At 43.1% G+C, this 24,251-nt stretch carries 25 protein-coding genes, 1 pseudogene and 1 riboswitch; of the genes and pseudogenes, 17 read left to right on the forward strand and 9 right to left on the reverse strand.

Features of this window, described 5'->3' with window-relative positions:
• Positions 1–240: 240 nt before the first annotated feature.
• The 3 genes and pseudogenes from A0126_RS02610 to A0126_RS02620 form a co-directional block, all read right to left on the reverse strand.
• Positions 241–801: a TetR/AcrR family transcriptional regulator gene (locus tag A0126_RS02610; protein WP_088836336.1), complete on the reverse strand. Its 561-nt coding sequence runs from the start codon at positions 799–801 to the stop codon at positions 241–243.
• The gene (locus tag A0126_RS02615; RefSeq protein WP_088836337.1) at positions 788–3,145 is read right to left on the reverse strand and encodes a YhgE/Pip domain-containing protein; all 2,358 of its coding nucleotides are present in this window, start codon (positions 3,143–3,145) and stop codon (positions 788–790) included. The genes A0126_RS02610 and A0126_RS02615 overlap by 14 nt, the downstream gene beginning before the upstream one ends.
• Before the next feature lie 200 nt (positions 3,146–3,345).
• Positions 3,346–4,288, reverse strand: a pseudogene (locus A0126_RS02620) (quinone oxidoreductase).
• Positions 4,289–4,389: 101 nt separating this feature from the next.
• On the opposite strand from A0126_RS02620, the gene yidD reads away from it, so the two are divergent.
• Positions 4,390–4,674: a membrane protein insertion efficiency factor YidD gene (yidD, locus tag A0126_RS02625; protein ID WP_088836338.1), complete on the forward strand. Its 285-nt coding sequence runs from the start codon at positions 4,390–4,392 to the stop codon at positions 4,672–4,674.
• A 443-nt stretch (positions 4,675–5,117) separates the two neighbouring features.
• Here the strand turns inward: yidD and A0126_RS02630 are convergent, their stop codons facing one another.
• Positions 5,118–5,507, reverse strand: a complete 390-nt coding sequence (locus tag A0126_RS02630) for a tautomerase family protein (RefSeq protein WP_088836339.1) — start codon at positions 5,505–5,507, stop codon at positions 5,118–5,120.
• Between the two features lie 63 nt (positions 5,508–5,570).
• Positions 5,571–7,055, reverse strand: coding sequence for an aldehyde dehydrogenase family protein (locus tag A0126_RS02635; protein ID WP_088836340.1), 1,485 nt, complete (start codon positions 7,053–7,055; stop codon positions 5,571–5,573).
• A gap of 193 nt (positions 7,056–7,248) precedes the next feature.
• On the opposite strand from A0126_RS02635, the gene A0126_RS02640 reads away from it, so the two are divergent.
• From A0126_RS02640 to A0126_RS02660, 6 genes are all read left to right on the forward strand, one after another.
• Positions 7,249–8,454 (forward strand): DUF2254 domain-containing protein, encoded by a 1,206-nt coding sequence (locus A0126_RS02640; protein ID WP_088836341.1) that lies wholly within the window; start codon positions 7,249–7,251, stop codon positions 8,452–8,454.
• Between the two features lie 61 nt (positions 8,455–8,515).
• Complete coding sequence (locus tag A0126_RS02645; protein ID WP_088836342.1) at positions 8,516–8,998, forward strand: DUF456 domain-containing protein; 483 nt, start codon at positions 8,516–8,518, stop codon at positions 8,996–8,998.
• Between the two features lie 182 nt (positions 8,999–9,180).
• Positions 9,181–10,524, forward strand: coding sequence for a hemolysin family protein (locus A0126_RS02650; RefSeq protein ID WP_088838425.1), 1,344 nt, complete (start codon positions 9,181–9,183; stop codon positions 10,522–10,524).
• 138 nt (positions 10,525–10,662) lie between these two features.
• Positions 10,663–11,103, forward strand: a complete 441-nt coding sequence (locus A0126_RS02655) for an Ohr family peroxiredoxin (RefSeq protein WP_088836343.1) — start codon at positions 10,663–10,665, stop codon at positions 11,101–11,103.
• Between the two features lie 30 nt (positions 11,104–11,133).
• A complete protein-coding gene (locus A0126_RS19370) occupies positions 11,134–11,301 on the forward strand; it encodes a hypothetical protein (RefSeq protein WP_204251418.1) in 168 nt (55 codons plus the stop codon).
• Between the two features lie 24 nt (positions 11,302–11,325).
• Positions 11,326–11,838 carry a type 1 glutamine amidotransferase domain-containing protein gene (locus tag A0126_RS02660; protein WP_088836344.1) on the forward strand — a complete coding sequence of 171 codons (513 nt, stop codon included), beginning with the start codon at positions 11,326–11,328 and terminating at the stop codon, positions 11,836–11,838.
• A 53-nt stretch (positions 11,839–11,891) separates the two neighbouring features.
• On the opposite strand, the gene A0126_RS02665 is transcribed toward A0126_RS02660, so the two are convergent.
• The gene (locus A0126_RS02665; protein WP_029332666.1) at positions 11,892–12,299 is read right to left on the reverse strand and encodes a VOC family protein; all 408 of its coding nucleotides are present in this window, start codon (positions 12,297–12,299) and stop codon (positions 11,892–11,894) included.
• A 260-nt stretch (positions 12,300–12,559) separates the two neighbouring features.
• Here A0126_RS02665 and A0126_RS02670 point away from each other — a divergent pair, with 260 nt between their 5' ends.
• From A0126_RS02670 to A0126_RS02700, 7 genes are all read left to right on the forward strand, one after another.
• Positions 12,560–14,011 (forward strand): murein hydrolase activator EnvC family protein, encoded by a 1,452-nt coding sequence (locus A0126_RS02670; RefSeq protein ID WP_088836345.1) that lies wholly within the window; start codon positions 12,560–12,562, stop codon positions 14,009–14,011.
• Between the two features lie 203 nt (positions 14,012–14,214).
• On the forward strand, positions 14,215–15,489 hold the full coding sequence (locus A0126_RS02675) for a murein hydrolase activator EnvC family protein (protein WP_088836346.1): 1,275 nt from the start codon (positions 14,215–14,217) through the stop codon (positions 15,487–15,489).
• A 61-nt stretch (positions 15,490–15,550) separates the two neighbouring features.
• A riboswitch (TPP riboswitch) is annotated at positions 15,551–15,661 on the forward strand.
• 116 nt (positions 15,662–15,777) lie between these two features.
• The gene (thiD, locus tag A0126_RS02680; protein ID WP_088836347.1) at positions 15,778–16,587 is read left to right on the forward strand and encodes a bifunctional hydroxymethylpyrimidine kinase/phosphomethylpyrimidine kinase; all 810 of its coding nucleotides are present in this window, start codon (positions 15,778–15,780) and stop codon (positions 16,585–16,587) included.
• Positions 16,568–17,338, forward strand: coding sequence for a hydroxyethylthiazole kinase (gene thiM / locus A0126_RS02685; RefSeq protein WP_088836348.1), 771 nt, complete (start codon positions 16,568–16,570; stop codon positions 17,336–17,338). The genes thiD and thiM overlap by 20 nt, the downstream gene beginning before the upstream one ends.
• Positions 17,328–17,966, forward strand: a complete 639-nt coding sequence (gene thiE, locus A0126_RS02690) for a thiamine phosphate synthase (RefSeq protein ID WP_088836349.1) — start codon at positions 17,328–17,330, stop codon at positions 17,964–17,966. The genes thiM and thiE overlap by 11 nt, the downstream gene beginning before the upstream one ends.
• A 20-nt stretch (positions 17,967–17,986) precedes the next feature.
• Entirely contained in the window at positions 17,987–18,424 is a 438-nt protein-coding gene (locus A0126_RS02695; RefSeq protein ID WP_088836350.1) for a hypothetical protein, read from the forward strand.
• An 86-nt stretch (positions 18,425–18,510) separates the two neighbouring features.
• On the forward strand, positions 18,511–18,876 hold the full coding sequence (locus A0126_RS02700; RefSeq protein ID WP_088836351.1) for an ArsR/SmtB family transcription factor: 366 nt from the start codon (positions 18,511–18,513) through the stop codon (positions 18,874–18,876).
• A gap of 89 nt (positions 18,877–18,965) precedes the next feature.
• Here the strand turns inward: A0126_RS02700 and A0126_RS02705 are convergent, their stop codons facing one another.
• On the reverse strand, positions 18,966–19,574 hold the full coding sequence (locus tag A0126_RS02705; protein WP_088836352.1) for a CHASE3 domain-containing protein: 609 nt from the start codon (positions 19,572–19,574) through the stop codon (positions 18,966–18,968).
• A 240-nt stretch (positions 19,575–19,814) separates the two neighbouring features.
• The gene (locus A0126_RS02710) at positions 19,815–20,684 is read right to left on the reverse strand and encodes a YitT family protein (RefSeq protein WP_088836353.1); all 870 of its coding nucleotides are present in this window, start codon (positions 20,682–20,684) and stop codon (positions 19,815–19,817) included.
• Between the two features lie 132 nt (positions 20,685–20,816).
• On the opposite strand from A0126_RS02710, the gene A0126_RS02715 reads away from it, so the two are divergent.
• Positions 20,817–21,428, forward strand: a complete 612-nt coding sequence (locus tag A0126_RS02715; RefSeq protein WP_157898461.1) for a hypothetical protein — start codon at positions 20,817–20,819, stop codon at positions 21,426–21,428.
• Positions 21,429–21,617: 189 nt separating this feature from the next.
• Positions 21,618–22,454 (forward strand): formate/nitrite transporter family protein, encoded by an 837-nt coding sequence (locus A0126_RS02720; protein ID WP_088836355.1) that lies wholly within the window; start codon positions 21,618–21,620, stop codon positions 22,452–22,454.
• A gap of 49 nt (positions 22,455–22,503) precedes the next feature.
• On the opposite strand, the gene A0126_RS02725 is transcribed toward A0126_RS02720, so the two are convergent.
• On the reverse strand, positions 22,504–22,923 hold the full coding sequence (locus A0126_RS02725; RefSeq protein WP_029332678.1) for a DUF1232 domain-containing protein: 420 nt from the start codon (positions 22,921–22,923) through the stop codon (positions 22,504–22,506).
• A gap of 98 nt (positions 22,924–23,021) precedes the next feature.
• On the opposite strand from A0126_RS02725, the gene A0126_RS02730 reads away from it, so the two are divergent.
• Complete coding sequence (locus A0126_RS02730) at positions 23,022–24,245, forward strand: aminopeptidase (protein WP_088836356.1); 1,224 nt, start codon at positions 23,022–23,024, stop codon at positions 24,243–24,245.
• The last annotated feature ends 6 nt before the right edge of the window (positions 24,246–24,251 follow it).

Consider the following 24,251-nt stretch of genomic DNA (forward strand, 5'->3'; position numbering starts at 1 on the left):
TAAGTATACGATTAAACTCAAAATAAAGGGGTTCTGTAAAAGGAAATCATTGATTCATTTCGAATCAAACGAAGAGAGACAAGAATAGGTGGGAGTGGGTGAAGAAGCTGTATCAAAATGTTTTCTTGTTCAGGACGATGAAAAAGACATACCATTTAGTCAAACGGCATGCCACTAAGAAGGCAGTACTAGACAAAAAAAGAATGACTCTTCCTTAACAGGAGAAGTCATTCTTTTTGGTTACAGTAGCTTGAGCATGGCTTGACTGATGATTTTTAGGTCAAGCTCATCGCCGATCAATGGCCATTCGGCAATCAAAGCGATATACGTTCGAAACAGTAGAAACGCTGTTACATCAATCGGGATTCCAGAGGAACTGACATCTAGCTCGAGGCGTGTTTCGAGTAAGTTTTTAATATAGTCAACAACATGTTTTTCAATGCGGGTTCGTAACTCTTGCATCTCTTGTAGTTTTAAGTTGTGCGTCTCTTCTGTAATTTTTAAGATGAATAAATGTTGCTGCTGATGATTAACGATTGCATCGATCATCGCCTGTTTATTGGCTTCCACGCTTGCACCTTCGACGTAAGCATTCTCAGCTTCCGTTCGCATCTCTTGTAACACGAAGGTTACAAGAGATTCAAACAAATCAAGCTTACTTTCGAACAGCTGATAAACAGTTGGTTTTCCAACATGGGCCCGCTTTGCAACTCGTTCAATCGTCGTTCCTTTATAACCGAGTTCAGAGAAACAATCCATTGCCGCGTTTAGGATGACTTGTTCTTTTTCATGCTGCGTCATGTGATTTTCTCGCTTTCGTCGAAAGCAAAATACGTTTAGCGCTTAAAGCACCTACGAAGACAAGTACTAACGCTCCGGCTAGAATCGATCCGAGGACTAGGCTATTAGAAGCAAGAGCATCTGTGACACCGAGTCCAAGTGCTTCACGGAACCCACTGACTGAATACGTCATCGGTAGGAACGGGTGAATATACTGGAAGAAGCTTGGTGTCATTTCGACTGGGAACGTACCGCCACTACCACCGATTTGAAGGAGTAATAGCAGGAACGCTGCGAATTGTCCAACGCGGCCAAATAACATCGTCAAAGCGAATAGCAAGGTAATGAACGTCATCCCGGTCAAGGCGGCGAAGCCATAGAGGGCAGGGACACTCGCGACAGTCGAATCGAGGACGTAAACGATAGCGGTCGCGGCGGCAACCCCTTGCAATGCACCGATTGGTAAAATCAAAGAAAGTTTACCAACGAGGAAGCGCCATGATAACGTCTCTCCGTGTGCTGGACGAATCTGGTAGACCGAAGAGAACATCAACGCACCAGCGAATAAAGCGATACTTAAGATATAAGCAGACAGTCCGGAACCGTAGTTGCTAACGGTCGAGTAGTCATGTTCTTTTAATACGACAGGCTCAGCGAGCATGTTGTCACGATCGTTCGATGGTTTGACTGTTGCGTCTTTTGCACCTTTACCGAGTTCATCAGTGAGTGTTTTTGCTCCGTCAGCCAGTTTAGAGTTACCATCTGCTAAGCGCGAAGCACCATCTGTGAGTTGACCTGCCCCAGATGAAAGTGCTACCGCACCGTCTGTCAGTTGACCGAGTCCTGAGTTCAAACTTCCCATTGCCGTACTGGCATCGTTTGTCCCGGTCGCAATTTTTTGAGCACCGGCAGTTAACTGTGTACTACCGTCAGTTGCTTTATGAACACCATCTGTATACGTCGTTAATCCTTGATTAAAATCAGTTTGACCTTGCTCTAAGTCTTTTGCACCTGAAAGCAGTTTGTTTTGACCTTGCTCCAAGTCTTTTGCACCTGAAAGTAATTTTACTAGACCACCGTCAAGTTGCGAGACGGCGGATGCGATGTTTTGTCCACCGACTGCTAACTGATTAATTTTATCTGTCGCATCGTTGGCAGCGGCAAGACTAGCATCGAGAGCCGTTTCTTGTTGCGCGAGACTCTGAACATTTTGTTCCATCGTCGCAATCGATTCAAGTAACGTACGTTTTTCTTCTTCCGATAAATTCTCAGAAGAAGAAATGACTCCCTTGATTGTTGCGACGTTAGCTTCAATTGCTTCACGCCGAGCACTTAAATCTTGTTTTAAAGCTGCAGCGGCACTGTTCAAGTTTGTAATCGTCGCATCCACTTCCTGTGCTTTTTCATTCAGTTGATTGAGTCCGGCATTGAATTTCGGAAGATTGCTATCTAACTCTGATGCACCAGCAGAAGCACTCTCAATACCTTGACGCAGTTGAGTTGATCCGGCAGAAGCCGATTCAAGACCTTGACGAAGTTGAGTAGAACCAGCTTGCAGGTCAGTTGATCCTTTAATGAGTTTACCGCTATTGTCATCCAGCTGGTTCAGACCACTCGATAACTCATCAGATTTCTCAGCGAGCGTCTGAGCACCATCGTTAAGTGTGTTGAGACCTGTCGAGAGTTGAGACGAACCATCCGCTGCCTTTGCTAAGTTCGTTGACAAGTCGTTTGTACCATCTGTCAGTTTGCCGAGATTCGTCGTAAGCGTTTTGGCACCGTCTGTCGTTTTGTTGGCACCATCTTCAAGCTTCGACGAACCTTCTGAGGCATCTTCAAGACCTTGCGCAATTTTTTTTAGCGCTCCAAAGATGGCGCTACTATATTGCTTCGTTACGGATTTTCGAATTTTTTCATTTAACTGTTTAGCGGCATTACTTGAAATCTGTGTCCCTGAGTAGTTCTTAGCAGGGTTCAAGTAATACTCGAGTTCAATTTTTTTAGGATGTTCATCGAGTAAAGTTGTCGCATTCTTTGAAAAGTTTTTTGGAATGACGACCGTCATATAGATATCCCCGGAACGTAACTGTTTTTCGGCTTCTTTACTTGAAAGAAACTGCCAATCAAAGTCATCGTTCTTTTTTAATTTTTTGATGAATTGATCCCCGATATCAATTTTTTCACCTTCATACTTGATCGTCTTGTCTTCATTTACGATGGCCACTTTAATCTCTTCTGTCTGACCGTACGGGTCCCAGAATGCAGATAGGAAAATGGAGTTGTAAAGAAAGGGAACAAGAATGATTGCCAAGATGACAATCACCATCATCGGGCTTTTTAATTTTTTCCATTCTGAGCGAAACATGAATATAAATCCCCTTTTGAAAACTTAAAACTTATTTGAGTTTTCGGTTTTGATGAGATTTACTTTACTCTCTTTCAGAATAGAAAGCAATTCATTTAATCAAATCTTTACTATTTTGTAATGACTGATTGTGATTGATTTTAAAAGAGATAGTATTTAATGTAGGAAAAAATGAGACGTGCTTCAAAAAACGAGCGTCTTTAAGGAATCAAGAGGATTTTGCCTGTACTTTTTCGACTCTCAAGATAATCATGGGCACGTGCTCCCTCAGCGAGTGGGAATGAAGTTGGATCAGATACATGGAGCTGATTTGAAATCACCCAACTGAACAGCTCACCCGCCCGTCGAATCCGCTCTTCACGTGATGTGAGAACATTCCACAAATCACCGCCTGTAAGTGTTTTTGATGTATCCATTAAAAAGCGGAGGTCGACTGCGACGGGATCTCCACCGGCCATTCCGTAAAACACGACGGTTCCTCTTACTTTTGTGACGTCAAAACTGTTCATTAATGTTGTACCAATGGATTCATAGACGACATCGAAACCACGATTATTCGTTACTGTCAGAATTTGCTCAACCCAGTCGTCCGAATAAAGAAAAACTTCTTCGCAACCATTTTCTTTTGCGATGAGTGCTTTTTCTTCGGAAGAGGTCAGCCCGATTGGAACGGCTCCATGCGAATGAACGATTTGAGTCAGCAGTTGTCCGACACCTCCAGCTGCTGCGTGAATCAAAACAAGATCGCGTGGTTGAATCGCGTAGCTGTCACGTGTCAGGTAATGGGCTGTCAATCCTTGTAGGAGCAGGGAAGCACCGACTTCAAAGGAAATCTCGTCAGGGAGCGGCAACCTGTTCTGCGTTCGCATTCGGTACATCGGCAAAGGCAACACGCTGACCGACGTTAAGTCCGGAAACGTCTTCCCCGATCTGAGTGATGATACCAGCACCCTCATATCCTAAAATGTAGGGAGCGGCTCCTTCTAAGTGATAATTACCTTTTCTGCGATAGATGTCAGCGAAATTAAGACCGATTGCCTTCATTTCGATTAAAACCTCATGAGATTGAATAACGGGAGTTGGAGCTTCTTGATATGTGAGGACGGAGGAATCTCCGAATGAACTGAACGTAAGAGCTTTCATCTGAAACACATCCTTTTAGTAGTAATGGATTTAACTATAGATCATCTAAACTGATATAAGTGCAGGAATGCGTTAAAATGAAAAAAAGAGGGTGAAGTATTATGAAAAAAGTTATGCTTGGTGGCATTCATTTCTATCAAAAAGTGATTTCTCCGATGAAGCCGGCGACATGTCGCTTTTATCCGACTTGCTCGCATTACGGAAAAGAAGCGATTGAACAGCATGGTGCCATGAAAGGTGGATACTTGACGACACGTCGCCTGTTACGTTGCCAACCGTTCCACCCGGGTGGACTCGACTTTGTTCCGGAAACGTTTAGTTGGAAAGCACCGCTGCAGCGAGAGAATCCAAAAGAACGAGAGAATGATGAAGAAACGGTTGATTGAGAGCGGTCTCTGATTTTACATGCGAACGGTTGAGATGGATGATTCATACAAGTAAAAAGACCTAATTTCCTTTTAGGAATTAGGCCAACGTGTAAACAATGTGCTATCGGGAAATCAAGCGTCTTTTTCGTTGCTTTCCCCGTAGGAGTCAACGAAACGTGACGCTTTTTAGGGAATAGCGTGACGGAAATCCAGTCATGCAGACGGTTTAGAGCGCAATCCGTCTCGAATCGCTTATAAAGCGAAAAGCAATCGGTCGCGACCCTGCAGCTTTGCTGTAGTGGCGCGGAAGATTGCCGCTTTAAAGACGAGGCGAGACAGGAAAGCGCGAACGGATTGCCTCTCGTTATAACATGTTCACGCTTCATAAGAGTTTGTCTACACGTTGACCTAATTCCATTTTAGGAATTAGGGCTTTTTTGATGAAATAAGGTATTTGGAATTTACAACTTTCCGGTTAAGAATTGTGCCTCGCCCATTCCGAAACTCCAGTCAGCGGCATCGTTTTCAACAATTGACACCATCAAGTCACTTGGTGCGAGACCGCAGTTTGCTTCAAGTCGTTCCGCGAGTAAGCGATAGAGTTTTTGTTTTTTCTCCTGTGTCCGCGATTTACTCGTGACACTAATCAAAACAAGGTTTCGTGTCCGTTCGAAACCGAGTCCTGTATCTTGAATAATCATCTCGTGTTCTTTATGCGTGTGAACGATTTGGTAACGATCGCGTTCCGGTACATCAAAAGCTTCGACCATCGCATCATGCGCTGTATCGAGGAGCACCTTTAACTCTTCTTCATTTCGTCCTTCAATCACATCAAAACGTAATAGTGGCATTAGTAACACTCCTTTTAAATAGTATGTAAAAAAAATGCGGGCAATGCCCGCATTTTTTTTATTTTATTCGAAGAATGGTTTGTATTGGCGACGTTCGTGCATGACAGATACCCATTGAACCGTTGAGAACTCTTCGAGTACCCATTCACCGTTGAAACGACCAAGACCTGAGTCTTTTTCGCCACCGAACGGCATATGTGGTTCATCGTTGACCGACTGATCATTGATGTGAATCATTCCTGTTTCAACTTGAAGCGCAAATTCAGTCGCGCGTTCGATTGAAGAACCATGAACGGCACCGCTTAAACCATATGGAAGTGAGTTTGCGAGTTCAAGCGCATGTTCGTCATCTTTAAACGGGATGATGACTGCGACAGGTCCGAAGATTTCGTTTTTAGCGAGTGGCATATCGTTCGTTACACCAGTCACGACCGTTGGTGCGATGACATTCCCGTTTGCTTCACCACCGACACGAACTGTAGCACCTGCAGCTTTTGTTTTTTCGATATCTTCCATAATACGATCGACTTGTGATTGATTAATCAATGGACCGACTTGTGTACGGTCTTTTGATGGATCGCCGAACTGTAGTTCTTTAACACGAGCAATGTATTTTTCAACGAATTCATCGTGAATCGAATCTGCGACAAGAATTCGGTTCGTTGACATACAAATCTGACCTTGGTGGTAGAATTTGCTGTAGACAGCAGATTCGACGGCACGATCGAGATCAGCATCGTCAAGAACGACGAAGACATTGTTACCACCGAGTTCCAATGCAGTTTTCTTCAGGTGTTTCCCAGCAAGTTCACCGATATGGCGACCAACTTCAGTAGAACCTGTGAATGAGATTAAACGTGGAACTGGGTGTTCAACGATTGAATCGCCGATTTCAGAACCGCGACCGACGATGACGTTCAAGACACCTTTTGGAAGACCGGCTTTTTCAAACAGGCTTGCGAAGATTAACCCACCTGAGACGGGTGTATCAGTCGCTGGTTTGACGACGACTGCATTCCCGATTGCGATTGCCGTTGCGATCGAGCGGACCGCTAAGTGGAACGGGAAGTTCCAAGGGCTGATGACGCCGATAACGCCGAGTGCTTTGCGGTAGATGCGATTTTCTTTGCCTGGTACGACAGATGGGCGAATTTCACCATGCATCCGAAGTGGGAACGTTGCTGCTTCTTTAACGATTAAAACGGAAGCAAGGAATTCACCTTCAGCTTTAATTCGTGTACTACCTGATTCTTTAATTAACCAATCGATGATGGTTTCTTTTTCTTCGTACATGACTTTCAAGAACTGTTCAATCAATCCTTGGCGTTTAAGAGCCGGTGTTTTTGCCCACTCTTTTTGAGCGATTTTCGCTGCTTGATAAGCTTCGTCCAAATCGTCATTGTTTGCAGCTGAAATTTCAAATAGTGTTTCCCCTGTGAAAGGATTCGTATTTTCCATGTTGCTGTCACTTGCGCCTTTGCGCCACTGACCATCGATGAAGATTTTTGTGAAATCAGTTTTCAGAACGTTCTCGTTTGTCTGTTTCATGACTTTTCATCTCCAATTCTTTTTGATAACAATTAAGTTATTCACGTTATGAAAAGAAGTAAAACACAATCTGACACTTTCACAAAATAAAGTGACTCAGCTTTTATTGAAAAAGAAGAATGATAAAGGTTTCACTAAATGAAGAAACAGGAATTAAAAAATATAGCAATATATCAAGAATGGAGTTGGGTTGATGAAGCGATTGAAGCTGATTTATCAAGAGACAAACTGGTGGTGGCCCTTGTTATATGGGGTAGGTGGTGCCTTGTTGACGGCATGTGTCCTCGCGACTGATTTATATTTAAAAAACTACTTTCCGGACGATTGGAAAACAACGCTCGATTTAGGAAGAACGATTCATAGTTCTGTCTTCGCTGGTTTGTTGACGATGATGACGTTTACCTTCTCGACGATCTTAGTCGTCTTGACGACCTATTCATCACAGTTCTCACCACGAACATTACCGAACTTCATCGAAAATCGACAAGTTCAACATATTTTCGGAATCTTTATCGGGGCAGTTACGTATTCGATTACGATGTTGTTTTTCGTTCGTCCTTCTTTACGAGGAAGTGTCGTTGCTTCTGCCGTTGCTGTTCTCGTCGTCTTAATTTCAATCATTGCTTTCGTTGCTTTCATCCATATCGTTAGCCAATCGATTCGTGTGACGACATTACTGGATCGTTTGCACCGGGAAGGCAGTCAATTAATCGAGGAACAAATTGATAATTTGAAAGCGGAAAAACATCATTTTATTTCTGATGGTTATGATTCGCTACAATATCCAATCGTCGCATCAGAGTCTGGTTACTTGCAATTGCTTGATTACGGTGCATTGGCGAAAGAAGGAATGAATATTCAAGTCGATGTCACGATTGGGAGTTACGTGACAAAAGGACAAGCGATTGGTACTGCAAACGAAGAAGGTGTGGAATCCGGAATCATCATTGGACCAACACGTTCTTCCGTGCAAGATTTTACGTTTGTCATCCAAAAGTTATCTGAAGTCGGTTTACGCGCAATTTCTCCGGGGATTAACGACCCGAATACGGCGCGACACGCGCTTCGACAAATCGGTGACCTGCTACGCAATTTTGCGATGCTTCCGGATGGCAGTCTGTTAATCGGCGGCGAAGGCTCTGTCATCGTTAAACGCGTTACTTTCTCGGAATTACTATACGAGACGTTTTATCAACTGCGACACTACGGACAAGAAGATATTTCTGTGCTTGCAACGATGCTAGAGTCACTCGAGAGCGCGAAACGAAATGCTTTGTCCGAACATCGGGCAACAATTCAGACGTTTATCCCGTTTGTTTGTTCAGAATTGGATTGGTCTTCTCTGAATGACTGGGATCGTGTGCATCTAGAAAAGGTCTTAGAAAAAGCGCTTGCTTGAAACTTAATTCGTGTCTTGTACGTAAATTAGGAGGAGAGAACAAAGAAAGTGGGAGATATGTATGACGATTTTACTTTGGATTCTGATTGCGGTCTGTTTCATAGCTAGTTTTGTAGGACTTGTTTATCCAATCATTCCAAGTGCACCGTTACTCATCATCGGTTTTTTGATATATGGATTTGGTTTCGGGTTTACCGAGTTAACGATTAGTTTTTGGCTCATTCAGTCGGTATTTATCATTTTATTATTCACGCTTGACTATTTAGTAAGTTCTTACACAGTCGATCGGCGTGGTGGGTCACGTGCGGCTAAAATTGCAACGACAGTCGGATTGATTGCAGGACCGTTCATTATTCCTGGTGTGGGTCTGTTGATTTTCCCGTTTGTTTTCGCAATCTTAACAGAAAAAATCATCAGTAAAAAGACGTGGAATGAATCAATGGCGATTGGTATCGGAACGGTTTTAGGCATTTTATCAAGTGCATTATTAAAAGGGATTGCCATGCTCTTAATGATTGTCGTCTTTATGTTGTACATTGTTTGACCTAAAAGCAAAGGTTGCTTCAAGTACACATTTAGTGTAAGTTCCGTTATAGTATGAATATGAAAAAGAGGAGAAGCTTATTTTTATAAAAGCTTCTTTTTTACGCAAAAGCTCAAGCTGAGCTTAATTAAATGGAGGTGAATCCCCTTCTCTTGGGGAAACGATTGGACAGTACACATGCAATGGAGACATTCGACACAACAACGATTATTATCAGGCTTCTCATTATTGGATTATTAATTGTTTTGACAGCATTTTTTGTAGCGGCAGAGTTCTCGGTCGTGAAAATGCGGATGTCTCGAATCGATCAATTGATTACAGAGGGAAATAAAACAGCGGTCATCGCCAAAAAATTATTGGAAAACCTCGATTATTATTTATCAGCGTGTCAATTAGGGATTACGGTGACAGCACTTGGTCTAGGGTGGCTAGGAGAGTCGACAGTAGGTGCAATCCTGGAAATGCTCTTCGTAGAGATTGCGTTACCCGATTCAATTTCTACGATTGTTTCGTTTGTCTTAGCCTTTTCAATCGTCACATTCCTTCATGTTGTGTTAGGTGAATTAGCACCAAAATCGTTAGCAATCCAAAAAACAGAAGCGATTACGATGTTGCTTGCACCACCCCTTTACTGGTTTGGTCAAGTGATGAAGCCATTCATCTGGATTTTAAATGGATCAGCGCGAGTCTTTTTGCGCTTGTTCGGTGTAGAGCCGGCAGGGCATGAAGAAGCACACTCGGAAGAAGAGATTAAAATCATCATGACACAAAGTTATAAGAGTGGTGAAATCAACCAGACTGAACTGTCTTACATGCAGAACATTTTTTCTTTTGACGAACGGATCGCAAAAGACATCATGTTGCCGCGAACAGATTTGATTACCATCTCCAATGATGCGTCGATGGATGAAATCATCGCACTTGTCGAAGAATATCAGTTCACACGCTATCCGGTTGCAGAGGAAGGGGACAAGGATAAAATCCTCGGTTTCATCAATGCGAAGCAACTGTTCACCGATCATATGGCGAATAAAGGGAAGGCGTTAAGTTATTACGTGCATAATTTGCCGATTGTTTCAGAGTATTCTCCTTTACAAGATGCGATGTTGAAAATGCAAGTCGAACGAACACCAATGGCGTTAGTCATCGATGAGTATGGTGGTACTGCCGGCGTCATCACGATGGAAGACATACTAGAAGAAATTGTCGGTGAGATTCGTGATGAATTCGATAAAGATGAGAAGGCCGACATCGAACAAATTCATGAGCGACTGTATCGAATTTCTGGACGTGTCCTAATCGATGACTTGAACGAGCGGTTTAACCTCGGAATCGAGGAAGAAGATATCGATACAATCGGTGGTTGGGTGATGGCGCAAGATACGGAAGTGTCGAGCGGTCAAGAGTTCCGTTATGAAGACTATACGGTCAAAGTGATGGAAGTCGATAATCACCAAGTAAAATCGATTTATCTACAACTCCCTGAAAAAGAATCCACTACACCAACTGAAGAAGAAATCATGTGAAACAAGGCGCCCACAGGGTGACCTTGTTTTTTTCTTGATAAAAGGCGTAGAGAATTTGTTTATACTCGGGCAGTCAGTGGTATTACTGTTTATGTGGCAAAAAAGTTACTCAAACCAGAGGAAAAGGGGTTCTATTTCATGACTAAAACAATTCTTACTTCACGCGCGGCGGCAGTAGGGGGCCGTGATGGAAAAGTCTCTTCTGACGATAACGTCATTAATTTAGATTTAGTAATGCCTGGTACAAAAGGTAAAGAAGATATTCCGACATCAAACCCAGAGCAACTATTCGCGGCAGGATACGCGGCATGTTTCGATGGTGCATATAATTTAATGGCACGCCAAGCAAAAAAACGTGTCGAAACACGGACGAACTCGGAAGTGAGTCTTTTACAAGACGAAGCAGATAACGGCGTTAAAATCGCAGCTAAACTTGTTGTAGAAGTTGTCGGCGTCTCGCAAGAAGAAGCAGAAGAATTACTTGAAAAAGCGCATGGTTTCTGCCCGTACTCTAAAGCGACACGCGGAAATATTGATGTTGATTTATCGGTAAAAGTGGTAGAAGCATTAAGCGAATAAAAACTATTCTTTTTTACGGGAGGAATCAGTATGCCAAAAGAAACTGACCGTCCAAACGAAAAGTTAGAAGATGAGCGAGAGCGTTTAACTGAACAAGAACGCAAACTGTCATCCGAGCAACAAGAGGAAATTCTTGAAGGAAAGAACGCTATGCCGGATGATCCGATTTCACCTCGCGATCGTGGACAAGATAAGTAATATAGACATTGGGGGATGATTTTAATGGGTAAAAAAGTAGCAGTCGTACTCGCGGACCATTTCGAAGATGTCGAGTTCACAGGACCAGTCGACGCATTAAAAGGGGCAGGTCATGAAGTGACAGTCATCGGTTCAGAAAAAGGTGCAGAACTCGTTGGTAAACAAGAAGATGCAAAAGTCTCTGTTGATGTCACGATTGATCAAACATCACCGGCAGACTATGATGCGCTGTTGATTCCGGGTGGATTTTCACCAGATTTATTACGTGAAGACGAACGTTTTGTCTCTTTCGTAGAAGAGTTCGATATGTCGAAGAAACCAGTCTTCGCGATTTGTCATGGTCCACAATTAATGATTAACGCTAAAATTGTTAAGGGGCGCAAGATGACAGGGTATAAATCAATCCGAATCGATTTGGAAAATGCTGGGGTTGATTTCGAAGACACTGAAGTCGTCGTCGATGATAACTTCGTCTCGAGTCGTCAACCAGATGATATTCCGGCGTTCAACCGTGAAATGTTAGCGAAGCTCGCATAAGTTCATGCAAAACAAATCCCCTTCACAGGTCGTGTAGGGGATTTGTTTTTGCGTTAAGCGTTTGGGTAATCGCAAAGCTCAGTGATGACCCCATGTGAATGCCTCGGATTCATGTAAATCAAACGACGGCCAAAAGGCGTTGACCGGTACGTATCTTCGAGGAACGTAAGTCCCTGTTCTTTTGCATCGAGAATCGCTTGATCTAAATCGTCAACGCGGTAAGCGATGTGATGTACCCCTTTACCACGTTGTTTTAAGAAACGAGCGATTGGGCTGTCAGCGCTTGTTGGTGTCAGTAGTTCAATGTGTGCATCTTCAAATTCAATGACAGCGATATTCGATGCCACGCCTGGAGCGGGGTTTGAATATTCACGGACTAATTTCCCTCCTAAAATTGTTGTATAAAAAGTAATGGCTTCTTGCATATCACGGACGGCAATTCCAGTATGATCAAGTTTCACTATAATTCCTCCCTTACACCACTAGTGTGCCAAAACTTCCCTCAAGGTGCAACGCGCAGGTATTTTCACTAAAGGAGCTTCATCGTATTACATAATTAACCAATAAACTTATACAAAATGAAATCTCACTGAAATATAATAGAGGCAAAATGAATGCTATAATCAAAAACGTTCTTATAAAATTTAAACATTAAAATGAAATTTAAATAAAGCATACTTTTGACTACAATAAAATTATAGAGAAAAAGAGGGAATACTACATGAAAAAAACGTTTACGTCGCTCATCGTTTCCGCACTTGTCCTTTCATCAACTCCTTATTTTGCATCAGCAGATGATTTAAGTGAACAAAAAGCTAAAAACGAACAAAAGCAACAAGAAAACCAAAATACACAAAAAAATCTTGAGTCTTCTGTGAATCACGAAGGTGAGAAAATTTCGAAGACACAACAAGAAGTGAATCGTTTAGACGAAGCATTGAATGAAAAAATGTTTGCCGTCGAAGCAAAAGATCGTCAAATCAAGGCGACAGAAGCTGAAATCGTCGAACTTGGTAAGCAAATCGAAAAATATAAAGCCAAGCTGAAACGTCAAGAAGAATTGCTCGGCGATCGTTTACGTGTCATGCAAGAAAATGATGGTAATTCGATTAAATGGGAAGAAGTCATCTTTGGTTCGAAAGATGTCGGAGATCTCGTCAGCCGTGTGCTAGCGGGGAAATCCATCTCACAACAAGATGATAAGATGATTACGGATTACCAGAACACGCAAAAGAAATTAGCGAATGCCCAAGCAGAACTTAAAGATAAAAAAGCAAAGCTTGTGACAGAGAAAAAAGAATTAAAGCGTCAACAGGCAGAGCTCGAACAACAAATCAGTGAACGAAACAAACGCATTAAAGAACTTAAGAAGCAAAAAAAGAAATTTGAGACACAGTTGATGGACGCGAAAGAAGTTCAACAAATCTTGATTGCGCAAGAAAAAGCAATCGCGGCAGAAAAAGCGGCACGTGAACGTGAAGCACGGATTGAAAAAGAGCGCAAAGCACAAGAAGCACGAGAAGCAAAAGCCCGTGCTGAAGCTCAAGCAGCACAAGCAGCAGCCGATCAGGCAGCGGCAGAAAAGGCAGCAGTTGAGCAAGCTGCAGCAGAAAAAGCGGCAGCCGAGCAAGCTGCAAAACAAGCAGCGCGTCAAAAAGCAACAACGAATTCAACAAAACAATCAACGCCGACACCAGCGCCTGTAACACCAAAACCAGCACCAGTAGCACCGAATCCAGCTCCGGCTCCAGCTGCATCTTCAGCATTGTTCATTCATCCGACAAGTGGTGCGACTACACAAGGATACGGCTCAGCAAGTGGTGAAAATGGGTATGGATTCCATAATGGAATCGACTTTGGTGCACCGGTTGGAACACCAATTGTCGCAGCAGCAACAGGAACTGTCATTACGGCTTCTAGTAGTGGTCCTTACGGAAATCACATCATGATTGCTCACCAATTGAACGGAAAAACGTATACGACGGTTTACGCGCACATGAGTTCATTGAATGCGCGTGCAGGACAACGTGTCAGCCAGGGACAACAAATCGGTGCACTTGGTAGCACGGGTAACTCGACTGGACCACACCTACACTTCGAAATTCATGTCGGTGGGTATATCTACAGCGGAACAGGCCCTGCAAATAGTGTTAATCCTATGTCAATGTTATAAAATCGTAAAAGAACCTCTACATTGTAGAGGTTCTTTTTTATACAGTTTGAATAATTAGTTGTTATATTACAAAATAACGTTTTCATTTGAAATGTAAATGAAATTTTTCTGAAACTATTACGGTGCTATAATCAATTTCAGATAGTTTCACTACGGAACAGGACTTCAAAAATCGAATTCATACATAAGCGAGGAACTCACATATGCTAAAAAAGTTATTTTCTACCGTACTATTAGGGACGTTATTATTGACGAACACCCCAATCACTCAAGCGGCTACAATCAAAGAAAAGAAAGCAGATAATGCAGCTGAACAACGTAAACTAGAAAAATCAATCAAAAAACAAGAATCTAAAATTTCAAAAGAGCAACGTCAAATCAATGCGATTGATGCAGCAATCAATGAAAATATTTTTCGTGTCTCAGAAAAAAATAAACAGATTCGTCAGTTGAATGAACGAATTGAAGAGCTTGAGGCAGACATTATCCATTATGAAGAAATGTTAAAACGCCAGGAAGAGCTGTTAGGAGACCGCCTTCGTGTGCTTCAAGAAAATGATGGGAATTCGATTAAATGGGAAGAAGTCATTTTTGGTTCGAAAGATCTTGGCGATCTCTTTAGTCGTGTGATGGCAGGGAAAAAAATTGCTGAACAAGATGACAAGATGATTTCTGCTTACCTTGAAACGCAAAAAAAATTAGCTGATGCTAAAGCGACGCTTGTGGATAAAAAGGAAGAGCGAGTGAAAGAAAAAGAAGCCCTTTTGGTTCAAAAAAAGGAACTCAAACAGCAAATGAAAGCACGTAGTGCAACCTTAAAAAAATTACGTCAAGGTAAAACAAAATTTACGACAAAACTTCTGAATGCGAAAGAACTTCAAGCGACATTAGAAGCGCAAGAACGTGCGATTGCGGCAGCAAAGGCAGCAGCTAAAGCAGCAGCGGAAAAGGCAGCAGCTGAAAAAGCGGCAGCGGAAAAGGCGGCGGAGGCGGCGGAAAAAAACAACGCCGGGACGTCTAAGAAGGTCGTAAGTGCTACGCCAGTCGCTAGTGTTCCGAGTGGTTCGGCGCAGTTCGTTCGCCCTGCGTCAGGAAGTGTTTCACAAGGATTCGGACCAGCGAGTGGTGCGAATGGGTATACTTTCCATAATGGTGTCGACTTTAGAGGGTCAGTCGGATCATCAATCGTCGCAGCAGCTTCAGGAACGGTCATCACAGCAGGAAGCGGTGGACCGTACGGAAATCACGTGATGATTTCACATTTCTTGAATGGGAAAGTGTATACAACAGTTTACGCGCATATGAATTCATTATCAGTTCATGCTGGACAAACGGTCTCGCAAGGGCAACAAATCGGTACGCTCGGAAATACGGGAAACTCGACGGGCGCACATCTTCATTTTGAATTGCATATTGGTGGTTACCAATACAGTGCGACAGGACCAGCTAACACAGTTAATCCATTAGCATACTTATAAAAACGAGCTTCGGCTCGTTTTTTTTATGGCGCTATGCTACAGTGAAAGAGAAATTTAAATCATGAGCAACTAGGGGAGCTGGAGGAATCTGGCTGAGAGGAAAACCATTCTGTTTTCGACCCTATCACCTGATCTGGATAATACCAGCGTAGGAAAGTTGAGATTGAAGACATGAATAAGTGACCACACTCGTTGGTTTTTCATGGCGTCGTCTGCTTTTTTACAGCGGACGGCGCTTTTTTTCGTTCCGCTTTCTCCTTGTGCTCTCATAGAAAGTGAGGTCTATCGATGAAACATGTACTGACGATTGCTGGATCAGACTCTAGTGGTGGAGCTGGAATTCAAGCCGACTTAAAAACTTTTTCTGCTCTTGGGGTTTACGGTATGAGTGTAATTACTGCTATCACAGCGCAAAATACGTTAGGCGTACAAGCAGTTGAAGATGTATCACCAACGCTTGTCGAAGCCCAGTTGAACTCGATTTTTAGCGATATTCGTGTAGATGCCGTTAAAATTGGGATGGTCTCGAATGAAAAAACGATTCAAGTCATTGCCAAATGTTTGAAACATTATCAGGGACCAGTCGTCTTAGACCCCGTGATGGTCGCAAAAGGGGGGCATGCGCTGTTAAGGAAATATGCTGAACAAGCATTAATGGAGCATTTGATGCCGCTTGCAACCTTGACGACCCCGAATATTCCGGAAATGGAACGCATGTTAGGGCAAGCGATTTCGACAATTGATGAAATGAAGCTGGCGACGACGGAATTCGCACAAAAACGAGACATCGCTATCCTGTTAAAAGGCGGTCATCTTGAAAGTACGGATGCCTCGGATATTTTATACACGGAAGGGAGGCATCATCTGTTTCAGGAGGCACGATTAAAACGCCAGCATACACATGGTACTGGATGTACATTGTCTTCCGCGATTGCGGCACGTCTTGCGCTGGGAGATTCCCTGAAGGATAGCGTGATTTATGCTAAACGGTACGTAACTGAAGCAATCCGGCATGGATTTGCCTTAGGGAACGGAATCGGACCGACACATCACTTTTATGACATTTGGAGGGAAACGGATGCTTACAACCATTCATGATAAAAAACCATTAATTCATCATTTAACGAATGCGGTCACGATTAATGAGTGTGCCAATATGACCCTTGCGCTCGGGGGTTCACCTGTCATGGCGGAAGATATCCTAGAAGTCGAGGAAATGGTTGGACATGCAGATGCTGTCGTTATCAATATCGGGACATTGAACGCAGCTTCACGAGCGTCGCAATTGTTGGCAGGTCAAACGGCTAACCGATTGAAGAAACCGATTATTTTAGATCCAGTCGGAATGGGGGCGACGACACTTCGGACACAATTCACGAAAGAGTTACTCGAAGCAATTCATTTTACGGTCATTAAGGGGAACGTCTCTGAAATCAAGACGCTCATCGGTCAAGTCGGACGTTCAAAAGGAGTCGATGTCGCTTCCGGAGAGACATTAGATTTTCAAGTCGTCCATGAGTTTGCTGGACGGCTCGGGACGACTCTCGTCGTAACGGGACCGGTTGATTTCATTACAGACGGCAAGCGACAAGTAAAACTAACCGTAGGAACGCCACGACTCGGACACATTACAGGGACAGGTTGCATGACGGCATCGCTCATCGGAACCCTACTTGGAGCAGGGTATGATGCATTCGAAGCAGCGACCTATGGGACGTATTTAATGGGAAAAGCGGGTGAAGTCGCAGATGAAGCAGCGGGACTTGGTGATTTCCGGATGGGGTTGTTCAACGCAATCAGCTTGACTACAGAAGAAAGTTTGAAAGGGGTATTGACCAGTGGAGAATGATTACACGGTTTATGCGGTAACAGATCGGCGCTTTCACCCGGACGTTGCCTTGATTGATGCGGTCGAAGCAGCAATAAAAGGTGGCGCGACGATGGTCCAGCTTCGTGAAAAGCAGGCGCAAGGGAAAGAATTTCTCGAACAAGCGAGTGACTTGAAGAAAATGATGTCTCGTTACGGCGTCCCACTCATCATCAATGACCGGATTGATATCGCACAAATCGTCGGTGCAGGTCTGCATATCGGGCAAGAGGACATCCCTTTGAAGGAAGCACGTAAGCTGTTACCGGAAGCCACGATTGGGGTTTCTGTTTCCACCGTTGAACAGGCAATCGAAGCAGAGCAAGACGGGGCAACTTATCTTGGCGTAGGGTCGCTCTATCCAACGGCGACAAAAGACGATGCGAGTCAGATGACAAACGAAACACTCCGGGCGATTCGCCGGGCTGTTTCCCTTCCTCTCGTCGGGATTGGTGGAATCACACATCATGTGGTGCCCGACTTATTCGAGATGCTTGAAGGATATGCCGTCGTCTCTGCCTTATTCGCAGCACCAGATATTGAACGTGCGGCACGAGAGTTCAAAGAGGCGGTTCAGACTGCGCGTCAAATAGTATCAGACCGGGTATAATCACTGAAGAGGTGATGTACGTGAAATGGCAAGTCATTCGCTTTCGGGGAGGCTGGATTCGGTATCGAATCGAACCACAAATCATTCGAATCGACAACCGTGGAAAGTATCATTTAGGTTGGAAATTGTTTCCCTATCCGAATCGTTATGCATTTGAATTGGCGGTTTTGTTAAAAAACAAACACCAACAACGATATAAACGGCCGCTGTTGATTAAAACGGCATCCATCGCTACGGAAATCTGGGGCCATACACACCTCGATTTATTTTATCGAGTGATGTTACAAGTACCGTTACCACGCTTCCTATCGAATCGATATAAGGAGCGATTGCGAAATACAAGTATCATCGATATCGGTGTACGGGCTGTCGATACTAATCGAATCGTTTGGGATATCGGGAATCGATTAGGGGGATGGGCAGTTTTTCGTACAATCCAAAAAAAACATCGGAAATGAATCTTCACCTCGCGAATCATCGTAGTCATCTTACTTGCATTTGTTGTTTTAGGATGGTGCAATAGTTTGGAGGAGAGGTGAAGACAGTGGAGGCACCACGCTGTGAGACGATTGCGATCGATAAAAAACGTGCTACTGAAATTGGTCATGCCGTTGAGAAAATCCCGACGCTTGAGATTGGGAAATTGTTTAAAGTGTTATCGGACGCAACGCGTCTACGAATCGCTTATGCATTGACGGTCGAGCGAGAACTTTGTGTTTGTGACGTATCGGCATCAGTTGATTGTTCGATTGCGACGGCTTCGCATCACTTAAGAACGTTATTGAAACAAGGTCTCGTCAAATATCGTAAAGAAGGAAAAGTTGTCTATTATTCACTTGATGACCATCATGTCTCGTCGTTAGTTCATTTGGCAATGGAGCATGTGAATGAAGGAAAGGCTTCTTCTTGAGAAAAATATAAAAAACGCACCGCAGTCCGATAAAGAACTGCGGTGCGTTTTTTAGCTTTTTCACGAAGCTAATCGTATGAAACAACAGATTATTTGATTCGATGGAAGAACGTGATGGTCACACTGATGAGTAGAAAGGCTAAAATGGATAGACTAAAGCACATCCGTTTATAGGATGCTGTCACGAGCGCCGTATTTTCGAGTTCTTGATCTAATTCGGTATACAATTGATCTTTAACTTGAGCAAGATCTTCAAGAATGGTCTGCGTGGTCTGCGTCGATTGTTTCGCTAAAGCGGTAGCTGCCTGTGAACCGTTTGTTTCATAAAGGCTGAAAACGGTTTCGATTTCTTTTTCCCATGCATTGTTACGGACCAATAAATCTTTAATCGGTACAGGTGTTTCGTTCGAAGCATTGAGCACACGGCGTAAATCATGAATTTTGGTCGTGCAGAAGTAGTATTGTTCAATGTAGCGGTCGTCTTCATAGAGCAATAGGCCGCGAACGGCATTTGCCCGATCCCGATTGTATTCGACGAGTTGGTCGACCTGTTTAATCATCGGGATGTTATGGGCGTGCATCTCTTCTGTCATTTTTGAAATGGTACGATAACCTGTCAAGGCATAGATGAGAGGAATCGAAGCGAACAAACTGACTAAAAGAATGAGAGAGATGCGGTAGCGCCAAAGTTTATTCATGCAATCATTCCTTCGTAAGCTAACTGGTAATGTCATTAGCTTAACCACTAATTCCCAAAAAGTGAAGAGTTATCTATTTTTTAGGGGAACATCTTTTGGTTACGGGGATCCAATCGTTTTATATTTTGAGATGAAACCTGAAGCGATACCAAACGTAGACGTATATGATGGGTCAGCCTTCGTTTACAAAAAACAACCCACCTCATGACAGGGGGTGTCGTTTCATCGTGTGCGGTTCATTTAAAAAGAGTAGGAATGTTCTTTGTAATTTCCGAAGACGGTATGAATCTCAGAGAAGGTGACGAAGGCATTAGGTTCGACAGAAGAAACAATTTCCTGAAGACGAACGATTTCATTATTCTGTACGACGACATAAACCATCTTCTTTGTCCGGTTGGAATAGCCACCGCGCGCATCGAGAATCGTGACACCACGACCAAGTTCTTTTGTGATGACGTCGTTGATTTCATCTGCTTTTTCACAAATGATAATACATTGTTTAGAAGCAGAGTAAAAACTATAGACCGTTTGCAACGCCTTGGCGCGAACGAAGCTCATAATTAATGCATACATAACATGTTTTAAGTCGAAGACTAGCCAAACTAAGATATAGATCACTAAATCCTGCATTAAAAAAATACGCGGGAGCGGCCAGTTATGAAAGCGGGCATAAAAGAACTTTCCGAGGATGTCGAGTCCACCTGTCGAAGCGCCGCCAAAGAAGATTAATGCCATTGCGAGTCCGGAAACTAACCCTGCAAAAATGGAGGCGACGAGAGGATCGTTTAATGACTCAGGAACCACTTGTGTTGGAATCCAATCAATTAAAAATGAAGAAATAAGGACGATAATTCCTGAAAGTAGCATGAATCGTTTTCTTAAGAAGCGAAAACCAAGTAAGAAAAGCGGGATATTCAAGACAAGTTGGGTCAGTCCGATAGGCGTATTGAACAACTCTTGGAAAATAAGTGTGATTCCCATGATGCCGCCAGATCCAATGTCATTTGGAGATAATAAAAGGCTGATATAAAGGGAGTAAAGAAGTGTACCGATTAAAAGGAAACTGATTTTTTCTGTTCGTTTTTTCTTGCTCGTTTGTTTAGTCTTCATTGTGATTGATGAGAAATCCTCATGCTCCTCCTTTGTAAAGTATCTGCCTGCAAGAGTACGCCTATATAGCATTAAATTCAACCCCTCAACTGAAAAATATCGTAAAAAAAATGTGACGCGGGTCGAAAGGAATTGAGTGAATTGAAAAAAATCCTTTTATTTTTATGCTGTGCGCTCATTGGATTAAGCGCAGGTTCCGTTTTTATGTTGCATTACTCGAGGGAATCCCCTGACAATAAGTGGCGTGATGGAGCACTGGTCACCAGATATGTCGGAACATCGGTTACAAATACAAATGCAATGACAGGATTTATTGAACGATTTCCATTTTCAGACGCACTTAAACAAGTAAAGATTGAAGGGACTACCGTCTCCTTACGTTATGAAGTGACGGGTAAATCCAGAAAAGAATGGGTCGGGACAAATCATGAATGGATTGATCCGTCTACACCCTCTTTTATCAAAAGTCGATTTTCGCAACTCGTCATGCACCATACGCTGGCTCTTTTTTTAGCGATTCCTAATGTAATGACAGTTGAAATTCAATATACGGATCCTGTATCAATCCTTCAAATTAAAATCACGCGTAATGATTTTGAAGGGTATACACCACGCGATATTGAGCGAGCTTCGACGTCCACTAACCGCTTTAATCGTGTAGTTATTGACGACTATGTATTAGTTGAATCAAGACGAAAATCCTTTCTAGAATACTTCCGTTCACAACTCAAAATATACCCGTAAAGTAGTTGTATCTAGCAAGAAAAAGCTTTTTTCACAAACTTGACACAATGGTATCGTTTACATGTCATTCTTTCGTAAAAACCTTAAATAAGGGGTAGGCAGGGGTTGAACATCTTATAAGATGGAAGTATGATAATAAGTGAACAAACATTGTGAAGTGTTGAACAAGAAGAAAGCGAGGTTTCTACAATGAATGAAGTAGAAGCATTAGAAGGGCTAAGAAATAAAGCGGTTAAATCAACTAAAATGCTACAAATGCGTCCACTCGAATATTTAGTTCGTGCCATGCTTGCTGGGGTATTCATCGGTTTTGCTATCATATTTACACTCAAAGCAATCAACGGACTTTATCTAAATGAATCGGCTGCGATGACGCTCGTCGGTGGATTAACTTTTGGTGTTGCGCTTGTCTTAATTGTCTACGGCGGTGCAGAACTGTTTACAGGAAATACGATGTATTTTACTACGGCGACGATGCGTGGATACACTACAAAAATGGATACGTTTAAAGTATGGACGATTTGTTTGATTGGTAATGGTCTCGGAGGACTTGCCTTCGCGTTACTCTTTTCGCAAACTGGAATCATTCAAGAGTTAGGCGCAAACAACTGGTTGTTCGCTGTCTCTGAATCGAAAATCCATCACTCGACATGGGAAATTTTTACGCGAGCAATCTTCTGTAACTGGATGGTTTGTTTAGCGATTTTCATTCCGAAAAACATGAAAAATGAATTGGCACAAATCATGATGATGATGGTTTTAGTTGCTGTCTTCTTCGCATCAGGTTTTGACCATGTCATTGCCAATATGGCATTGTTCTCAATCGCGCTTGTCGTACCTCACCCAGAGGCGATTTCATTTGCCGGAGCAATCCATAACTTAATTCCTGCTCTCTTCGGTAACATCATCGGTGGAGCACTCTTCATGGGAATGGTTTACACGTGGTTGAATAAAGAAAAGCTAGAAGTGGATCAATCAAAACAACAAGCTGCGACAATCAACATCGCGACGAAAAAAAAAGCATAAAGAAAAGGTAAGGTAGCGACGGGTTTTCCCGCCTCCCTTACCTTTTTCTTTATTCGAGATGTTGGAAGCGATCGACATCTGCTGCGAGTTCTTCATAGATCGATTCGACGATTTGAGCATCATCGAACAGACCGAGAACATTTTCGTCAGGTAGTGCATCAACTGGGGAAGTAAAATAGAGCACAGCCGTCAATAATAATTGTTCTTGTTCTTCCTTCATCGAAAAACGTTTTTGATAAAGGGCACGTAACATCTCAAGTAACTGTTTAAGTTGGAAATACAGCACGAGTTCTGCTTCACGTTCGATATCAGACCCTTCTTCTGAAGCGATATCTTTTGTTAAATGTGCTAAGCCAACTTCTCCTCGAATCAATAAATCTTCCTGTGCTTTGTGATCTCCGACTAACGCCAATGCCTGACGGTGGAAATATGTGTAAGCGGATTTAAAATCTCCTGGTACGAATTCCATGTTCAACACTCCTTCTCTACACCTAGTTTCACCTTATTTCTTGCAAAATTGCAACTCTTTCGTGAAAATAAGAGTAAGAGACGAAAGGGGATTACATAATGCCGACTCAAGAACAACTCAAAAAGTATGCAGCACTCGCTGTACGTACAGGAATCAATTTGCAATCCGGTCAGCAACTAGAAATTCGTGCTGGCATCGAAAATGCACCACTTGTTCGTGAAATTACACGTGTTGCTTACGAAGTAGGCGCATCGAACGTTTACGTGCAATGGTCAGATGATGAAATGACGAAAATCCGTTATTTCGATGCACCGGAAGATTCGTTTGACGCATTTCCAGAGTGGTTAAAAGCACGGTTCGATCAATTAGCTGATGAAAAGACAGCCTTCTTATCTGTCGTCAGTGAAGATCCAGATCTTTTAAACGGAGTCGAGTCGAGTCGTATCGCGCGCGCGAATAAAGCAGCAGGAGTTGCACTAGCCAATTGGCGTAAATTCGTCATGAGCGACAATGTAAGCTGGTGTGTCGTTGCTGCACCTTCAGATGCTTGGGCGGCTAAGGTATTCCCGGACTCGGAAAACGCTGTAGAAGAGCTATGGGAAGCGATTTTAAAGGCAACTCGTGTCGATCAAGCAGATCCAGTCGCTGAATGGGAGAAACATGATCATAATCTCCGTACGAAAGCGACATTCTTGACGGAGAAAAAATATAAAACACTTCATTACTCGGCACCAGGGACGGAATTATCGATCGAGTTACCAGAGCGTCATGTATGGCTCGGTGGTGGTGGACCGAATGCGGACGGTGTTGATTTCATCGCGAACCTTCCGACGGAGGAGGTCTTTACGTTACCGAAGAAGACAGGAGTCAACGGTCATGTCTCGAGTACGAAGCCACTCAGCTACAGCGGAAACTTGATTGATGGCTTTACGCTTTGGTTTGAAGATGGGAAAATCGTCAAAGCAGAAGCGAAACAGGGTCAAGCGGCATTAGATGAGTTGATTTCGCTCGACGAAGGAGCACGTTATCTCGGAGAAGTAGCTCTCGTGCCGCACCATTCACCAATCTCTGACTCGGGCATCTTGTTCTATAATACGTTGTTCGATGAGAATGCCTCATGTCACCTCGCGATTGGTCGTGCCTACTCGACGTGCCTTGAGAATGGACCAAGTTTATCGAATGAAGAATTAGCCGAGCAAGGGGCGAATGATTCGATGACGCATGTTGATTTCATGATTGGCTCAGCAGATATGGCAATCGATGGCGAATTAGCAGACGGTACACGCGAAGCGTTAATGCGTAACGGCAACTGGTCAATTTAAGGATGA

The organism is Exiguobacterium sp. N4-1P (assembly GCF_002214325.1).

What these genes read in the sequence shown, in the direction of transcription:
- A0126_RS02610 (WP_088836336.1), bottom strand. Translation starts at nt 801, where the DNA reads ATGACGCAGCATGAAAAAGAACAAGTCATCCTAAACGCGGCAATGGAT.
- A0126_RS02615 (WP_088836337.1), bottom strand. Translation starts at nt 3,145, where the DNA reads ATGTTTCGCTCAGAATGGAAAAAATTAAAAAGCCCGATGATGGTGATT.
- yidD (WP_088836338.1), top strand. Translation starts at nt 4,390, where the DNA reads ATGAAAAAAGTTATGCTTGGTGGCATTCATTTCTATCAAAAAGTGATT.
- A0126_RS02630 (WP_088836339.1), bottom strand. Translation starts at nt 5,507, where the DNA reads ATGCCACTATTACGTTTTGATGTGATTGAAGGACGAAATGAAGAAGAG.
- A0126_RS02635 (WP_088836340.1), bottom strand. Translation starts at nt 7,055, where the DNA reads ATGAAACAGACAAACGAGAACGTTCTGAAAACTGATTTCACAAAAATC.
- A0126_RS02640 (WP_088836341.1), top strand. Translation starts at nt 7,249, where the DNA reads ATGAAGCGATTGAAGCTGATTTATCAAGAGACAAACTGGTGGTGGCCC.
- A0126_RS02645 (WP_088836342.1), top strand. Translation starts at nt 8,516, where the DNA reads ATGACGATTTTACTTTGGATTCTGATTGCGGTCTGTTTCATAGCTAGT.
- A0126_RS02650 (WP_088838425.1), top strand. Translation starts at nt 9,181, where the DNA reads ATGGAGACATTCGACACAACAACGATTATTATCAGGCTTCTCATTATT.
- A0126_RS02655 (WP_088836343.1), top strand. Translation starts at nt 10,663, where the DNA reads ATGACTAAAACAATTCTTACTTCACGCGCGGCGGCAGTAGGGGGCCGT.
- A0126_RS19370 (WP_204251418.1), top strand. Translation starts at nt 11,134, where the DNA reads ATGCCAAAAGAAACTGACCGTCCAAACGAAAAGTTAGAAGATGAGCGA.
- A0126_RS02660 (WP_088836344.1), top strand. Translation starts at nt 11,326, where the DNA reads ATGGGTAAAAAAGTAGCAGTCGTACTCGCGGACCATTTCGAAGATGTC.
- A0126_RS02670 (WP_088836345.1), top strand. Translation starts at nt 12,560, where the DNA reads ATGAAAAAAACGTTTACGTCGCTCATCGTTTCCGCACTTGTCCTTTCA.
- A0126_RS02675 (WP_088836346.1), top strand. Translation starts at nt 14,215, where the DNA reads ATGCTAAAAAAGTTATTTTCTACCGTACTATTAGGGACGTTATTATTG.
- thiD (WP_088836347.1), top strand. Translation starts at nt 15,778, where the DNA reads ATGAAACATGTACTGACGATTGCTGGATCAGACTCTAGTGGTGGAGCT.
- thiM (WP_088836348.1), top strand. Translation starts at nt 16,568, where the DNA reads ATGCTTACAACCATTCATGATAAAAAACCATTAATTCATCATTTAACG.
- A0126_RS02705 (WP_088836352.1), bottom strand. Translation starts at nt 19,574, where the DNA reads ATGAATAAACTTTGGCGCTACCGCATCTCTCTCATTCTTTTAGTCAGT.
- A0126_RS02710 (WP_088836353.1), bottom strand. Translation starts at nt 20,684, where the DNA reads ATGAAGACTAAACAAACGAGCAAGAAAAAACGAACAGAAAAAATCAGT.
- A0126_RS02720 (WP_088836355.1), top strand. Translation starts at nt 21,618, where the DNA reads ATGAATGAAGTAGAAGCATTAGAAGGGCTAAGAAATAAAGCGGTTAAA.
- A0126_RS02725 (WP_029332678.1), bottom strand. Translation starts at nt 22,923, where the DNA reads ATGGAATTCGTACCAGGAGATTTTAAATCCGCTTACACATATTTCCAC.
- A0126_RS02730 (WP_088836356.1), top strand. Translation starts at nt 23,022, where the DNA reads ATGCCGACTCAAGAACAACTCAAAAAGTATGCAGCACTCGCTGTACGT.